Here is a 16,508-nt window from a genome sequence, read left to right as displayed (position 1 = left end):
TAACTTATAAGAAGTAATTCGCAAATGACACTTATTGTGTGTAGTTAAAGGATACCTAACTCTTGAAAATAACGCAAATGAAAAAACTAATCTTAGCAAGCTTTGGCAAACGTATTCGCACACTGCGTAAAGCTCGTAATCTCAGTCAAGAGCAGCTGGCTGAGTTAACAGGCTTTCATCGTAATTATATTGGTATGATAGAACGAGGTGAACGTAATCCCGCACTAGTCAATATTGAAATTTTTGCTGATGTATTTGAAGTAAGTATATCTGAGCTATTCAACGATAATGTATTTATAAAAGAGGTCGATAATGGCGAAGAAAAATAAATTGGTGATGCCTTTTTTAAAGTGGGTTGGCGGAAAGCGTCAGCTTATGACTGATATAGAACCTTTACTACCTAAACGTATCTCAACTTACTATGAGCCGTTTGTTGGTGGAGGTGCTGTATTTTTACACACACAACCAAAGAAGGCAGTTATAAACGATTATAACTCTGAGCTTATCAATGTGTATGAAACTATAAGAGATGATGTTGATGCACTTATTGAACATCTAGCTACTCACGTAAATGAGTCTGAATATTTCTATCAAATTAGAGCACTGGACAGACAAGATTTCTTTGACGAACTATCGAAAGTAGAGCGTGCTTCACGTGTAATTTATCTAAATAAAACCTGTTTTAATGGTCTTTATAGAGTGAACGGCTCAGGTGAATTTAATACACCTTTTGGACGCTATAAGAGTCCTAATATTATTAATGAAACTGTATTGCGGGCTGTAAGTCACTATCTACAAAAAAATGATATCAAGCTACTTAGTGGAGATTACCAAGACGCTCTGAAAAATATACGTAAAGGTTCATTTGTTTATTTTGATCCACCGTATGATCCTATTTCTAAAAGCTCAAACTTCACAGGTTATGTTCAAGGTGGATTCGGCAACGATGAACAAATTAGACTCAGAGACACTTGTATGAAACTAAATGAGAAAGGAATTAAGTTTCTTCTATCTAATTCTGCAACTGCGTTTATGAAAGAGCTTTACCAAGATTTTGAAGTTATAGAGGTGGGAGCTAGTCGTCATATAAATTCTGTAGGAAGTAAGCGAGGTGAAGTAAAAGAGATTTTGGTAAGAAACTATGAGTAAAACCAAAAGCAAAAATGATATTGCTTGGGAAAAAATATTTGAAGATTACTCAATATTGGATAGTCTAAAAGGTAGCGACTCCTTTAATATTACAGCTTCACAAATAAACGAATATCGTGAAGCTAGATTAATGACGAAATTCGATTTTCAAGCCCAGTTACCTGAGATTTTTAAGAATAATAATTTAGCCATTTTACCTATTACTAGAGGTAGCTATATCATAGGTAAGTTCAATTTATTTACAAAAATAAAAAACTCAAAGAAAATAAAAACAATTGGTGCTAAAAAACCTGATCATATTGAGTCTATAGATATTGAAAATATAAGTAGCGAAACTACGGCGCTTCTCTGTGCAAATATCTGTGAGATATTGACTTCTTTTTTTGAAGAAGAGAGTATAACTCACGTCATAGGTGGCAGGATGGGTTCTGGAGATTTTAATTTTGAGGTTTCTAATGTCAAAATTGAGGTTTCGAAATCTCAAATTGAAATTGATGGTGGTTTCGAGTCTGATACATCAATTTATCTAATTGAAGTAAAGAATTTAATACATGATGACTTCTTGATTAGACAGATTTACTATCCTTATAGAGTTTGGACTAAAAAGCTAGAAGAGAGAGGTATAAATAAGAAAGTACGCAATATATTTTTGACTTATTATGATGGGGTTTTTTATTTGAGAGAGTATGTCTTTAGAGATATTAATAAGCCAGACTCTATAGAAATGATAAAAGAAGGGAAGTATAGTATTGTGAAAGACTCTTTGAGCCTAGCGCGACTGAAAGAAATAGTTGATAATGCAATATTCGTAGAGGAGCCAAATGTGCCTTTTCCTCAATCTAACGACATAGATAAAACTATAAATCTTTGCGAACTTCTTTTCTACAAAAATACTAAAATGTCTAAAGAGGAAATAGCGAAAGAATTCCGTTTCGTACCAAGACAAGCTGACTATTATGGTAACAGCGCACTGTACTTCAATCTCGTCAACTATAGCGAAGATAAAAGATATAATCTTACCGAATTAGGCGAAAAAATATTTAGTAAACCAATTGAGCAGCGACAATTCGAGCTTGTAAGTTTAATCATGAAGTACGAACCATTTAATATCGTGATGAAAAGCTATTTAACTAATGGTGTTTGTCCAACAGTAGAGGAAGTTAAATCTCTAATAAGGGACTGCAAACTGCATGGTGTCGGTAAAGATAAAACAACGTTTGGTCGAAGATGTTCCACTGTTATTACTTGGACTAATTGGATATTAGATAGAGTAGAGGTCTAAAAACCTAAATACCATTGAAAAGCTTACGGTTCAATGCTAAATTCTAGCAAACTTCTGCCCTTTGAGTTGCCATGAGCACGCCGACCCCCGAAAACCCTGATAACAAGCCTAATGATAGCGCGGCTACTGAGTCAAATGCTAAGAGAGTCGACTCGTCACCCGTAGAGCCAACCGCTGAGCGTGACGCCACTGATGACCTAGACAAAGCGCCCGCGACCGATGTGTCGCTGATTAGTGGTGGCAGCAAACCGCGGCGCTACAAAAAAGATAATCCATCGTTTTTTATGCAGCGCGGCTATCAGATATTGTTAGTGCTCGGGCTGATTGCCGCTTTCTTGCTAGTGATGGTCTATCAGACGCTATTTGGCCGTATCACGCAGCCGGCACAAAAAGTCACTATCGAGCAGGGCGATACTTATTATGGCTTGCTACCGCAGTGGCAAAAAGAGATTCCACTGTTTTCTGCCAGTATTGCCAAGTTATATATCAAGTCGCAAGTCGATGCACCGCTGCACGCCGGGATTTATCCGTTACCTGAGAACCCAACGATTGCAGAAGCCCTGCATATATTTGGTCAAGGCGCAAAAGTGGCGATGGTCAAAGTGCAAGTGATCGAAGGCAAGACTGCAAGCGATCTGTATCAGAACTTGCGTGACAATGAAGGTATCGTCAAAGAAGTGCTAGTTGAGGGTGCAGATAATGCCAGTATTGCCAAAGCGCTAGATTTGGCCGGAATACTGCCCGAGTCCGTGACCACGAGCGACGACCCTATCGTCAATCATAATCTTGAAGGCTGGTTTACCCCAGATACTTATTATTATGGGGAAGGCGCAACCGACACCCAAGTGTTGACTGATTTGTATAAGCGCCAGCAGCAGGCATTGACTGAGGCGTGGGAGAACCGCGCGCCAGATCTGCCTTATGAGAGCCCTTATCAAGCACTGATTATGGCCTCTATCATCGAAAAAGAAACCAGCATAGCCGATGAGCGCCCGCTAGTATCCGCGGTGTTCAATAATCGCCTAAAACAAAGCATGCGCCTGCAAACAGACCCAACGATCATCTATGGTATGGGCGATCGCTATGATGGTAATATCCGCCGTAAAGATATCGATGAAAAGACGAGCTATAACACCTATCAAATCGACGGCTTACCGCCAACGCCAATCTCCTTACCGTCGCCAGCCTCTATCGAAGCGACTTTGCATCCGGCAGATAGCGAAGCCTTGTACTTTGTGGCGACGGGCAATGGCGGTCATAAATTCACCAATAGCTTAAGAGAGCACAATAACGCGGTGCAAGAGTACCTCAAAGTGATGCGCGAGAAGAAATCACAAACCCCGCCTGGCGAGTAATAATATCGCTCAATCAAGCTCAAATAAGCATAAAGATTGGCTTAGGATGATTTAAGGAATAATGTGACAACAACAGTAGGTCGGTTTATTAGTTTTGAAGGTACAGAAGGCGTTGGTAAGACGACCGCTATCGAAGGCTTATGCCAACGTTTGCAGGCAGCGGGTATCGACTACGTACGTACTCGTGAGCCGGGCGGTAGTCCATTCGCTGAGCGTCTACGCGCCATCTTGCTCGATCCGGCGACTGATATCAATGACGATACCGAGCTACTACTCCTCTTTGCCGCGCGCGCGGATCATCTGCAGCAAGTTATCCTGCCTACACTGCAGCGCGGCGCTTGGGTGATTTGTGATCGCTTCACCGACTCAACCATCGCCTATCAAGGCTATGGCCGCGCCGATGGCGATCAGCGAGTATTAGCAAAAATCGACAGTCTAATCACTCAGTTTATCTCGCCACTGCCAGAGCTGACGCTATGGCTGGATCTACCGGTGCTAGAAGGTATGGCCCGCGCTGGTAAACGTAGCAAGGCTGATCGCTTCGAGCAGCAGGCTACGGCGTTTTTTACCCGCGTTCATCATGGCTTTAGTATGCTGGCTATGCAGCACCCTGAGCGCATTGAGCGTATCGATGCCAGCGGCAGCAGCGATGAAGTGGGCGGGCGTATTTGGCAAACCGTGCAGGCGCGCTTTGATTTAGGCTAATCGCTTTTGCTAGGGTTTTCTTAACCAAGGACTCAATAAAAACGCCAACTCAAATCAAGGAGTTGGCGTTTTTTTATGCAAGCTTATAACGATCACTTGTCCTGATAAATAACAGGGTTAAGCACCAGTTATTTATCAGTACTGTTTTTAGCAGGACTGTTTTTAGCAGGATTATTGTTAGCAGAACTATTGCTATCTGTACTACCCGGCAGACGGTTAGGGTCGAGCGAGCCTGACTTGGTCTTGGGTGCTTCCCCGCTGACGTTAGTGCCAGTGTCAGTCTTAGTCGTCGCTTTGGCGTTATTTGACTTTACGCCTTTGTTTACTGTTGCTTCTACAGCTGGGGTAGCCGGTTTTGCGGTGGTTTTATCAGCAGCAGTGATTTTATCAGGAGTATTACCCGCCTTAGCGGCTTTACTCTCATTGACTTGAGAGCTGTTGTTTTCAGTGTCGCTGGCAGTTTTAGTACCAGCGTTGTCAGCGCTATCTTCCTTACCAGTAGCCGTGCTCGCTTCCTTATCAGCCGCTTGTGCTTCAGTATCGGCGGTTCCGTCTGCTACTAGCTCTTTTTCTTTGCGTTTTTCAGGCGCTTTATAGCGGGCCTCAAAGTCTGCATCGGCTGCAGCACGCGCTTGTTCTTGCTTAGCTGTAACGTCTACTGGCTTTGGCTTGATGCCATCATCGACGACTAAGGCGATAAGCTTACGATCGCGCGGCACACTACCATCGAACTTATCAGTGATGACGTGTAGCTTACCTTCTTTATCGATCGTGTAGAGCGGTACAAACTGCTTGTTATCGGCCTTATACTGCTCATAAGTATAACTGTCGGTGATATTTGTGATCTTAATCTTGGCTTTTTTGGAGAGCATGCTCGCTAATTTGGTATAAGTGACGTCTTTGCCAAATAGCCACTGCGAGCTGAAGTTAGACTGTTTGTCATCGCGCTCACTTTTGACTTTCTCTTCACTGAACTTGAGACGATACAGCTTACGCTCACCGAATTCGTGGCGATAATGAATCTCAGACAAAGTATTCATCTCTTTATCCATACTCATGGCAAACAGACGACCGATACCGATGAGATCAAGATGATGATCGGCGTGATCGGAGATAGGGTTACCAAAATAAGTTCGCAGCCCGCTCATACGTGCTTTGGCAATATTGGTATAGTTGTTATGAGCGACGATGACATCGAAGCCTTGCTCTTTTAAAGATGTCGCCACTAACAGCGCAATAGGGTTGGAACCGACGATCAAGATACCGTTAGTTTCAGGCTCACGCACGCCCAATAAGTTACCGACGAATTTGGCTCCTAAGCCTTGAATCATCACCGTACCGATAATCACCATAAAGACTAAGGGCACTAATAGCTCAACGCCTTGAATATCATACTCTTGTAGACGAATAGCAAACAGTGAGGATATAGCTGCGGCGACAATACCACGCGGGCCAATCCAACTGATCATCAGCTTTTCATTGGTCTTTAGGTTAGAGCCAATAGCAGAAGCCCAAACCGACAGCGGACGCGCCACTAGCATCACAATCGCTAATAATACTAATCCTGCAAAACCGACACTGAGCAGGCTTGAGAGCTCAACCCGCGCGGCAAGGATAATAAATAGCACAGAAATCAGTAGTACCGTCAGCGACTCATTGAACTCTAGAATGGTATCGCGTGGGAATTTAGGCCAGTTAGCCAGTGCCACGCCTAGTACCGTCACAGTCAACAGCCCAGACTCATGCTCTAGATGGTTTGAGACCGAAAACAGCACCAACACAAAGGCTAAGGTAAAAACATTACGTAAAAACTCAGGTATCATGTGGCGGCGCATCAAAAAGGCGAGTACCCAAGCCCCTATGAGTCCTAAAGCAGTCGCTAGTACCACAATCTTGGCAAATAAAAGAATGCTGTTGGCTTGTCCGCCTGAGATGATATATTCATAAACCAAAACGACGGCAATAGCGCCGATAGGGTCAATGATGATACCTTCCCACTTGAGAATGTTGGAGATGGTCTTATTAGGACGGACGCTGCGCAGTAGCGGCATAATCACTGTCGGCCCAGTGACACAAACGAGTGCACCGAACAGTAGCGCAATCAGCGGATCGACATCGAATAACAGATAAGTTGAGAGCGCAACGATGGCGATAGTAATGAGCACGCCAACAGACACTAGCATCTGTACGACCGTACCATGCTGCTTGATCTCATCAAACTCTAAGGTCAAAGAGCCCTCAAAGAGAATGATCGCCACCCCTAAAGAGATAAAGGGGAACATCAGCTCACCTAGCACCAAATCAGGATCGAAAATACCAAGAATAGGTCCAACGATAATGCCAATTAATAATAAAAACAAAATGGACGGCTGCTTTAAATACCAAGCTAGCCATTGGGCGGCAATGCCGGCGCCAACTACGCCAGATAGTAATAGGGCGGTATCCATAAATTAATCCTTTTTATAAACCTGTCACACATCACAGATTAGCGTCGGTTTAATACTGCCATAAAACGCTAATGAGGTTTTATTTTAAAGTTAAATTTTAGCCTGACCACAATCAACACGCCCTAGTCATAAAATACAATAATAATGAGTACAAACTCTAGCACAGGGGGACACTAAAATAACGGCAGAAATAATGGGTTAACCAATACGAATCATTTGACACTAGCTATTATAGAAAACTAAAAAGCCGTTGTAGACCTTTTCAATGTAAGGCTTGTCATCAAGGGCATACAGTAGGGCATCTATGTTAATAAAGTACATTTACGCTTTTAATAAAGTACATCTACGCTCATAATAAATATAAAAAGATGAAAGCTTACTTTTGTTTACCATAAATAGTAATCGGTTTATCATAATAGCATGATTTTATTTTTGTTGTATCAGCACCCGACCAAGCGGATAGTCATTCTTTAGTCATAAGAGCGTTAATGGCCAAGGCGTCGGCGACAATGACTCAGCAAGACCCTGACAAACAACACTCAAACGACAATTAAATGACAATCAGACGACACTATGATTCAGGTAAAAATTACCTCATACTAGGGCGTGTTGAACATTCGACCATGGCACTGACAGAGACTATTTTTTAGGCGATTTGCAGATAAAAATGGTAAGTTTAGTCGTTCTAAGCGTCTATTTTTATCAATGAAGCGGCAAAAAATAGTCCTGTCCCTGTTGTTGTCGTGAGGGCTGATGCTAAAATCGCCCTAGTCGTTGTGAAAATCTAGCCAATGCAATAAGCATTACCTGCAATTTTAACGACGACTAGAACTATTTTAGCGATCAGCAGTGCGCATTTGTGAATGTTCAACACGCCCTAATAGACGTTTTTATACGATAAGTTGATATCAAACACAAAAACCGCAAATAATAATACGAAGTTAGCACAAGGGGAAGAATATGCAGGAGAAAATGGCCAATTATAACCTCAAGTCTTGGTGGCAGCGCAGCTTATTAGCTGTCGCGATAGGAGTCAGCGCCGCTACTATGAGTCCTTTAATGGTTACTCCTGCCCAAGCTGTGGTCGCTAGTACGGACTTCTCAGATTTAGTACAGCAAGTGACGCCAGGGGTGGCTCGGGTCAACGTAACGACTAATATTAGTGACGAGGAGCTGGCTCAAGCGCAGACAGCAGAGCTGCTACGTCAGTTCTTTGGTGATCGCCTGCGTCTGCCAGACCGGCCAGCCACGCCCGCTATCGAAAACGCTTATGGCACCGGATTTTTTGTCACTAAAGATGGGTACATGCTGACCAACCATCACGTTGTTGAAGGTGCTGATAAGATCACTGTGACGCTCAATGATCGCACTGAGTTAGATGCGGTGCTCGTAGGTAGTGATGAGCGCTCAGATGTTGCTGTCTTAAAGGTTAAGGGCAGTCAGTTTCCGGCTTTGAGCATTGGCGACTCCAATCTGCTAAAAGTAGGGGAGCCGGTACTTGCAATAGGCTCGCCTTTTGGCTTTGATTATTCTGCTTCAGCCGGCATCGTAAGTGCTAAGTCGCGCAGCTTTTCACGAGAGACAAGCGTGCCATTTATTCAGACGGATGTCGCGCTCAACCCTGGTAATTCCGGCGGCCCGCTCTTCAATAAACGCGGCGAGGTCATCGGTATCAACTCACGTATCTTTAGTGGTACTGGCGGCTACATGGGGCTATCGTTCTCTATTCCGATGAATGCGGCGATGGATATCTATGAGCAGCTCAAAACCAATGGTGAGGTGACGCGCGCTTACTTAGGTATTTATCCGCAAGATATCGATCGCAACTTAGCAGAGGTCTATCGGTTATCGCGGCCACAAGGGGCGTTATTGACGCGAGTATCGCCAGACTCGCCAGCGCAACGAGCCGGACTCAAAACGGGCGATATTATCTTGCAGTATAATAAGAAGCCCATTATACGCGCTGATGATTTGCTAAACTTACTGAACCGCGCGCGCCCAGACGATCCTTTCCAAGTCCAAATCCAGCGTGAAGGTAAGCGCCTGATGTTGACCGGCAAGCTCAGCCGAGCGCCGGGTGATGTACAAGCGCAAAGCCGCGATAAGCAGAACAATGAAGTACAGCTCGGTCTGCGTCTACGCGACTTGACCACCGATGAGCAAGCACAGCTTGACTCAGACAGTCAGGTTGGTGTGTTAGTGACCGCCGTTGATCCTACCGGTTTGGCGGCGCGCTCTGGCATTATGGCAGGCGACATCGTCACTAATCTCCACCAAAAGCCGATTAAGACGGTGACTGATTTTACTAGCGCTATCTCCTCACTACCTAAGCAAGGCGTCGTGACTATTGAGGTTGTACGCCAAGGCATTCCCGCTATTATCGGTCTACGTATAGAATAGGGCTTGTTTGTCACTGTTAGAGGCTCTTATAATGACAGCTTTTATAAGAGAAGCGCGTCATTTTAGTAAGGCTTACAAGCGAAGCTGGCTACAATGAACAGCTAGAATTGACAACTAGTCTCGCAAGTAAAATATGCTACACTATCGGGCATTTAGTTATACGTGCAGCTATCAATAGCTATCAATCACAAATACGTTCAAACGATAACATTGGCTTCATATAAAAATGCTAATGTTACCGCAAAAAAACAGTAAGGCATGGTTATGAGTACAGCATACGACGATATCAAAACCCAATTACAAGGCTCTATGGTAGCCTTAGTCACGCCTATGCATCCTGATGGTAAGGTCGATTATAAGCGTCTCGCAGATCTCATAGATTGGCAAATCGAGCAAGGCACGCATTGCTTGGTAGCAGTAGGGACAACTGGCGAGTCGGCCACTCTATCCGTACCTGAGCATAGCGAAGTGATTCGCTTCTTCGTCAAGCATGTCGATGGCCGTGTTCCTGTGATTGCAGGTACTGGCGCTAACAGTACCGATGAAGCTATCAAGCTGACTCAAGAAGCCTCTGACGCCGGCGCTGACTGTGCGTTACTTGTCGCGCCTTACTATAATAAGCCGCCTCAAGAGGGTCTGTATCAGCACTATAAAGCTATCGCTGCCGCAGTCGATATGCCGCAAATGCTCTACAATGTACCAGGGCGCACTGTTGTCGATATTAGTCAAGAGACCGTTGAGCGCTTAGCCGACATTGATAACATCGTCGCTATCAAAGACGCAACAGGCTCAGTTGGACGCGGTGAAGCGCTGATAAAAGCTGTCGGCGATAGATTAGTGGTCTTGTCTGGTGATGATGGTACTGCGCTTGATCTTATGAAAGTCGGCGCTAAAGGTAATATCTCAGTCACTGCCAATGTGGCACCAAAAGCGATGAGCGAGACTTTTGCCGCCGCCTTACGTGGTGATTTTACCGCTGCCAAAGCCGCTCATGACGTCATCGAACATCTGCACCGTGATTTATTCATTGAGTCCAGCCCTATCCCTGCCAAATACGCGCTACATAAAATGGGTATGATCGATAAAGGGATTCGTTTGCCACTCGTTTGGCTCGCTGAGTCGCATCATGCGACTATCGATAAAGCCTTGGTAAAAGCAAACTTAATCTAGTATTTACGCATCAGCTTGTGCAACAGTACAAACGCGTATTTAATGCTAGACACGCAGTCAATATCTAAGCGTAATCACCAATGAGCGCTAATGCTTAAGACAACACAGAGACACTATGATGAAAACATCATTACATATCCCAAAATCACACCTCTCTAAAATCACTCCGGCTCTGCTGACGGCTCTGTTAGGAAGTACTTTAGTGCTGAGCGGTTGCCAGTCGCTAAAAGAGTTTGTGGGAAAACGCGACAATGGTAGCTTGGACTATCAGCAAAGCCAAAAACTTGCGCCGCTACAATTGCCTGCCGATGCACAAACAGCGCCATTTGTACCGCTATATCCAACGCCAAATGCTGGGGTTAATACGCTCAATTTAGAAAACGAAGCGGGCAAGCAGTACCAATTACCAAAACCTCAGCGCACTGTGGCGACTACTGCAGCTACTGAGTAGATTATTTTTCATTCTATTATTTTTCACTCTAATAGTGTCTACATAGTCTGTTCAAAACCATAAACGCACGAAACGTTGTGTGTGCTGTTGCTATATCCCTTTGCCGGACGGCTAGCGTTCGGTGTTCAGGGCTTAGGGGTTATCATCAGCATGCTAGCTCTAGCTGTACTGATGCTTTTACATTGAACCGGCTATCACTCTTTTAGATATCTTATATAAGTTTGCAAGAACAGGACTCTTATCATGCAAAAACAACAACTTTTATACAAAGGTAAAGCCAAATCAGTCTATGAGACTGAAGATAACGATCTGCTCATCTTGCACTTTCGTGATGATACCTCAGCGTTAGATGGTAAGCGTATTGAGCAATTAGCGCGTAAAGGTGAGGTGAATAACCGCTTTAACAGCTTTATTATGCAAAAACTCAGCGAAGCGGGGATTGAGACCCATTTTGAGCAGCAGTTGTCTAGCGATGAGGTGCTCGTCAAACGTATGGATATGCTGCCCGTTGAATGTGTGGTACGTAACTATGCTGCCGGCAGTCTAGTGCGCCGTTTGGGATTAGAAGAAGGCCAAGAGTTGACGCCGCCGACCTTTGAGCTGTTTTATAAAGATGATGCGCTAGGCGATCCGATGGTGAATGAGTCGCTAGCCATCACTTTGAACTGGGCCACTGAGGATCAGCTCGCCAAAATGAAAGCTTTAAGCTATCAGGTCAACGACGTACTAAAAGCGCTATTTGATCAAGGTGATTTGATCTTAGTCGACTTTAAATTAGAGTTTGGCGTCTTTCATGACCGTATTGTTTTAGGTGATGAGTTCTCACCTGATGGCTGCCGCATTTGGGATAAAACCACTAAGAAAAAGCTCGATAAAGACCGCTTCCGTCAATCGCTTGGCGATGTGATTGAAGGCTACGAGGAAGTGGCAAAGCGTATTGGTGTACCTTTAGACTAATGCCAATACTGAGCTTTAAATACTGCGGTTAAATACTGATATCACAATAAAAACTGAGCTTATAAGCTCAGTTTTTTTATGCAAAATTTTACTTAATTGTGCTCAAACTGTGACCGTTACAGTTCGCGATATTGCTTATAATAAGAGCTATTATTTGATGCGGATAAAAGCCTATAGTCTATTAAAGATAAAACTGTCATCAATTCAAATGCGCTACTGGTATACATTTTTCTTGCGTGCTGCTATCACAGAGGCTGCGGAAAATTCACCCCAGTAGCGCTATAACACTTTTAAATTGAGTTTACTATATCATGTCCAAAGCGAAGACAAACTCGATTATCCTAGAGCCTTCTTGGTTTGCTCGGCCAACTTGCGTAGTGGCAGCGGACTTGATTGGCAAAGTCTTATGCCGACGCATAACTGACACAGATAGCGTACCAAAAGTACTGCGCGTGCGCATTACTGAAACCGAAGCATATATAGGAGAGCAAGACGGCTCAGTTGCTGCGCACTTAGCGAAAGGCAAGAAAGGCAATTCGCTAGCCGATATTATGTACGCTGAGGGCGGGGTCTTCTACACTTATCTGACTTATGGAGTGCATCTGATGCTTAATTTAGTCAGCGGTACGGCTGAGTCCCCAGATTCGGTGCTGATAAGAGCTGGGTTTTTGGCTGAAGATAGCGAGCGTCTGCTTGAAGAGCAAAATTTAAGTTCTGATAAGCAGCTCACTCATATCAAACAGTTCGCAGGCCCAGGCAAATTGACAAAGCGCTTGCAAATTGACCGTGCGTTATACGGCTCCTCGATTGCGCCTGAGTCTGGCGTTTGGATTGAGGATGATGGCTGTTTGCCGCCTGTATCGCTACGACCGCGTATCGGCATCGATTACGCAGGCGAGGCGGCAGACTGGCTACTACGCTATGTATGGACGGCTCATCCGTCACTGTCAAAGAAGTAAACTATTTAAATAAAAGCCATTAAAAAAGACCATGTAAACTAAGGATACATCATGTATAAATTGACCGTTTTTATTCCAGAGGAAGTGCTAGAGAAGGTTAAAGCGGCGCTATTCGCTGCTGGAGCTGGCACTATTGGCAATTACGAGCAGTGCTGCTGGCAAGTCAAAGGAGAGGGGCAATTTATGCCAATGGCAGGTAGTAATCCGCATCTTGGTAGTCAAGATAAGCTTGAGAAAGTCGCTGAATGGCGTGTTGAGATGGTGGTTAAGACGTCAATGATAGCAGAGGTGATTGAAGCCTTAAAGCAAGCGCATCCTTATGAAACTCCTGCTTATGACGTGCTAGAAGTGTTGGATTTTTGACGATTAAAGGAGCTCGGTAGGTATAAAAAAAGGGTCAAATAGCAGCTAAAAGCTTATCTGACCCTCAGCATCAAGACTGTATGGCATAACAGCGATGCAAAAGCGTATCACTCTATCTATTATTTATCTTGTACTTATTTAGCTTGTACTTAGCTTGCTGATCAGTCTTTTTCTATCTTAATGACATTTAGATTTGGATAGCTCAGCAGAATCTCATACTCTTGCGAGCCTTTTTTGGCCTCAATTTCAAACACGCCGCGATTGTTTCGCTCATCGAGTTCGATATCTTTGACACGGTACCCCATAGCGCTCACCTTTTTGATAGCGCGCTGCCTAACCGCTGAATAGCGACTTTCTTGTTTTATTCTATCTTCGACATCATCATAGCGCTTATTTTTTTTGTACTTCTTATTACCTTTTTTATGGTCGTTATCTCGCCAGACTTGCTCCCATTGCTTTTTATTTGAATTGAGCAGTTTTAAATTGGGATAAGAGTAAGTAAGCTCGTAAGCCTGATTATTCTTTTTTGTATAGGCTTTAATCACTTGCTTACCGCGATAAGTATCGGGTCTGATATCCATTAACTGATAGCCTTGGCGGCGTAAGTCTTTACGTAGCTGTTGTCTGGCACGATTATAGTTGGCGTTTTTATAGCCATCATTGGCCTGATATATCGGCTGATTACCGTAGCCTGGACTGGCAACCGTACAACCAGCTGACATGCCAAACAGCGTTAAGATAAGACTTGCTGAGAGTAGATTTTTAAATGGGAGAGTAGGGGGTGTTTTCATATTTCTGGCTCCTGATCCTAGTAGCGACTTGTTCCTTATCGCTTAATAAATAGCTTTGAAACATTTTCTTACACCTTATAGTAGTTCATAAAAATTGATAATAAATGTCTTGTAAGTTATCAAGTTGTAAACAAACCAACAGCTTCAGTAATGAATACGAGTATTCAGTGATAACCGTATTGCCAAAACCCCTTTTTTCCTCAAAACTACTCAAAAACAAGCCTAATCATCAGGTGAATAATACTAACGGGACGGTGTAGGGAGTCTTAGCTATGCTATTTAAGCTCATTTTATATTCAGGCTTTGCCGGAGCAACAGTGTTCATTGGCGGACTATTGGCCAATTTGTTTAACTATCATGTCAAAGATAGTCCTGTTAAATACGAGATTACTCATACCTTAATGTCGTTTGGCGCGGGCATTATATTGTCGGCATTAGCGCTAGTATTAGTGCCAAAGGGCATGGAGGAGCTGAGCGTCTGGGGCGTGACAGGCTCATTCTTACTAGGTGCGATAGTGTTTATGGCTATTGACTATCAACTAGCAAAGTCTGGCGGACAGCAAGCGACGCTACTAGCGATGCTAATGGACTTTATCCCTGAATCGATCGCCCTCGGGGCAGTATTTGCTATTGAGCCACAAATGGCTGCGTTATTAGCGGTGTTTATCGGCCTACAAAACTTACCTGAATCTTTTAATTCATTTCGTGATTTGGTTCAAAGCGGTTTTAGTGTCAAAAAGACCTTGGCTATTTTCTTTGTACTGAGCTTCTTTGGCATACTATCAGCACTAGCCGGGCACTTTTTATTAAGTGCGCATCCTGACTTAACCGCTCATCTAATGACCTTTGCTAGTGGCGGTATCTTATATCTGCTGATTCAGGACATCATTCCTGAGAGCAAACTTGCCAAAAACTATCTGACGCCGCTTGGAGCCACATTAGGATTTTTAGTAGGAATATTAGGTGAAATGCTGCTCTGATAATACGGCTTTGATGAGGTAACTCGCTGTCTTTATTAAATATTAGATTTTGTCTTGTAAGCATATGCTTACAAGCATTGACGCTAACACCTCTTAACAGTTCGATTACATTTTGGCACTATAGTCACACGGCATCAGGGAATGTGACTCAAGGATTGAGTTAACCGTATTATGGATAATATTTCAGTGATCTACGTCAGGACGACAAAGATTAGTGAAGTAAGGATGCATAACCTGTGCTGATGGTAGCGATACCAGTAGCTAGTTGTATTTAGAGCAGGATGCTCTACTATTGCACTATACTTGATGTACTGCAAGGATGCAGTGGAATGAGTCGTGATAGTTAACAAGGATTGTTAAAGATAAAACCGCATAACAATGATTGTTATGCGGTTTTATAGTTTTTAGTTTATCGTTTCTAATTTATCGTTTTTAAGCTGCAGTTTTTCAGCTATATTTTCTAAGTAATTATTTCTAATTTTTGTCTTTAAATAATAGCTTTTAAGTTATTGTCTCTCAATTATTATTGCTAATTCTCTACTCTTGAGCTGCATGTAATCGCTAGTCAAAAGTTATCTACGAATAGACCTCTTGCAAAAGTAGCAGAGGGAATTAAAATAAGAAGAACATTCATCGTTGTCTAAGAACCATGCCAAACATAGATAAGCTACTCAAACAAAGTGACGCTGGTTTTAAACGCTACACTGGCATTCATAAAGCCACCTTTTATGACATGCTTGATGCCATGCAAGAGCATGAAGCATCTAAGACCAAATCAGGTAGACCAAGTGTGCTCAGTCTTAAGGAGCAGATACTACTAGCCCTGACTTATTGGCGTGAATACCGCACGCTTTATCATATCAGTATGGACTTTGGTATTCATGAGTCTTCTGCTAGCCGTATCATTCGTAAAGTAGAAGACACACTGATTGACTCTGGCAAGTTTGAATTACCTAAAAAGCTGCCTAGTCGTGTCGATGACGACATCAATTGGTCAGTCGTCATTGTTGATGCTACCGAAACCCCTATTGAGCGTCCAAAAAAAACCAAAGAGACTACTACAGCGGTAAGAAAAAACAACACACCTTAAAAGCGCAGGTTATCGTTCATTGGCAAACTGGTTTGATACTTGATGTGCAAACCTGTAAAGGGTCAATCCACGATTTTAAGCTGTATAAAGATACTTGTCCTGACTGGTTACCTTGTGACGCCAAGCTACTAGCCGATAGTGGTTATCAAGGGTTAGCAAAGTTACATGAGCAAACTTTCACGCCATTTAAGAAACCTCGTGGTGGTCAGTTATTAGAGATATGCAAACAGGCCAATCACTATCTGGCAAAGTTCCGTATTGTGGTTGAGCACAAAATAGGCTTAATCAAGTTGTTTAAAATCGTGGCTCATAAATATCGCAACCGTCGTCAGCGCTATGATCTTAGAATGAAGCTGTTTGCTGGTATCATTAATTCCGAGCTTAAATTATGACTTTTGCAAGAGGTCTA

At 43.2% G+C, this 16,508-nt stretch carries 15 protein-coding genes and 1 pseudogene; 14 read left to right on the top strand and 2 right to left on the bottom strand.

What is annotated here, in order from left to right:
- Positions 1-62 precede the first annotated feature (62 nt).
- From W234_RS0109910 to tmk, 5 genes are all read left to right on the top strand, one after another.
- A complete protein-coding gene (locus W234_RS0109910; protein WP_264673191.1) occupies positions 63-329 on the top strand; it encodes a helix-turn-helix domain-containing protein in 267 nt (88 codons plus the stop codon).
- Positions 313-1,149, top strand: coding sequence for a DNA adenine methylase (locus W234_RS0109905; protein ID WP_025646695.1), 837 nt, complete (start codon positions 313-315; stop codon positions 1,147-1,149). The genes W234_RS0109910 and W234_RS0109905 overlap by 17 nt, the downstream gene beginning before the upstream one ends.
- Entirely contained in the window at positions 1,142-2,431 is a 1,290-nt protein-coding gene (locus W234_RS0109900; protein WP_025646694.1) for a type II restriction enzyme, read from the top strand. The genes W234_RS0109905 and W234_RS0109900 overlap by 8 nt, the downstream gene beginning before the upstream one ends.
- Before the next feature lie 71 nt (positions 2,432-2,502).
- Positions 2,503-3,786 carry an endolytic transglycosylase MltG gene (mltG, locus tag W234_RS0109895; protein WP_025646693.1) on the top strand — a complete coding sequence of 428 codons (1,284 nt, stop codon included), beginning with the start codon at positions 2,503-2,505 and terminating at the stop codon, positions 3,784-3,786.
- Positions 3,787-3,849: 63 nt separating this feature from the next.
- Positions 3,850-4,491 carry a dTMP kinase gene (gene tmk, locus W234_RS0109890; protein WP_025646692.1) on the top strand — a complete coding sequence of 214 codons (642 nt, stop codon included), beginning with the start codon at positions 3,850-3,852 and terminating at the stop codon, positions 4,489-4,491.
- A gap of 128 nt (positions 4,492-4,619) precedes the next feature.
- Here tmk and W234_RS0109885 read toward each other — a convergent pair whose 3' ends face one another.
- Complete coding sequence (locus W234_RS0109885; protein WP_025646691.1) at positions 4,620-6,938, bottom strand: cation:proton antiporter; 2,319 nt, start codon at positions 6,936-6,938, stop codon at positions 4,620-4,622.
- 960 nt (positions 6,939-7,898) lie between these two features.
- Here W234_RS0109885 and W234_RS0109880 point away from each other — a divergent pair.
- The 6 genes from W234_RS0109880 (at position 7,899) to W234_RS0109855 (ending at position 13,238) form a co-directional block, all read left to right on the top strand.
- Entirely contained in the window at positions 7,899-9,338 is a 1,440-nt protein-coding gene (locus tag W234_RS0109880) for a Do family serine endopeptidase (protein WP_025646690.1), read from the top strand.
- Positions 9,339-9,602: 264 nt separating this feature from the next.
- Complete coding sequence (gene dapA / locus W234_RS0109875) at positions 9,603-10,508, top strand: 4-hydroxy-tetrahydrodipicolinate synthase (RefSeq protein WP_025646689.1); 906 nt, start codon at positions 9,603-9,605, stop codon at positions 10,506-10,508.
- Positions 10,509-10,626: 118 nt separating this feature from the next.
- Complete coding sequence (locus W234_RS0109870) at positions 10,627-10,959, top strand: hypothetical protein (protein WP_025646688.1); 333 nt, start codon at positions 10,627-10,629, stop codon at positions 10,957-10,959.
- Positions 10,960-11,202: 243 nt separating this feature from the next.
- The gene (purC, locus tag W234_RS0109865) at positions 11,203-11,916 is read left to right on the top strand and encodes a phosphoribosylaminoimidazolesuccinocarboxamide synthase (protein ID WP_025646687.1); all 714 of its coding nucleotides are present in this window, start codon (positions 11,203-11,205) and stop codon (positions 11,914-11,916) included.
- 311 nt (positions 11,917-12,227) lie between these two features.
- Positions 12,228-12,875 (top strand): DNA-3-methyladenine glycosylase, encoded by a 648-nt coding sequence (locus W234_RS0109860; RefSeq protein WP_025646686.1) that lies wholly within the window; start codon positions 12,228-12,230, stop codon positions 12,873-12,875.
- Positions 12,876-12,926: 51 nt separating this feature from the next.
- Entirely contained in the window at positions 12,927-13,238 is a 312-nt protein-coding gene (locus W234_RS0109855) for a YqfO family protein (RefSeq protein ID WP_025646685.1), read from the top strand.
- Positions 13,239-13,399: 161 nt separating this feature from the next.
- Here W234_RS0109855 and W234_RS0109850 read toward each other — a convergent pair whose 3' ends face one another.
- Entirely contained in the window at positions 13,400-14,029 is a 630-nt protein-coding gene (locus W234_RS0109850; RefSeq protein WP_025646684.1) for a PepSY domain-containing protein, read from the bottom strand.
- A gap of 272 nt (positions 14,030-14,301) precedes the next feature.
- On the opposite strand from W234_RS0109850, the gene W234_RS0109845 reads away from it, so the two are divergent.
- The 3 genes and pseudogenes from W234_RS0109845 to W234_RS0109835 form a co-directional block, all read left to right on the top strand.
- Positions 14,302-15,009 (top strand): ZIP family metal transporter, encoded by a 708-nt coding sequence (locus W234_RS0109845; RefSeq protein WP_025646683.1) that lies wholly within the window; start codon positions 14,302-14,304, stop codon positions 15,007-15,009.
- Between the two features lie 649 nt (positions 15,010-15,658).
- Positions 15,659-16,099, top strand: a complete 441-nt coding sequence (locus W234_RS0109840; RefSeq protein ID WP_025643546.1) for a transposase family protein — start codon at positions 15,659-15,661, stop codon at positions 16,097-16,099.
- Between the two features lie 8 nt (positions 16,100-16,107).
- Positions 16,108-16,491 (top strand): annotated as a pseudogene (locus W234_RS0109835) (transposase family protein); the annotation flags it as partial.
- Between the last annotated feature and the right edge of the window lie 17 nt (positions 16,492-16,508).

Origin of the sequence: Psychrobacter sp. TB15 (genome assembly GCF_000511655.1) — a bacterium.
In the GTDB taxonomy this organism is placed as follows: domain Bacteria; phylum Pseudomonadota; class Gammaproteobacteria; order Pseudomonadales; family Moraxellaceae; genus Psychrobacter; species Psychrobacter submarinus.
Note: the sequence above shows the minus strand (reverse complement) of the source record. Positions and strands in the feature narration are given on the sequence as shown.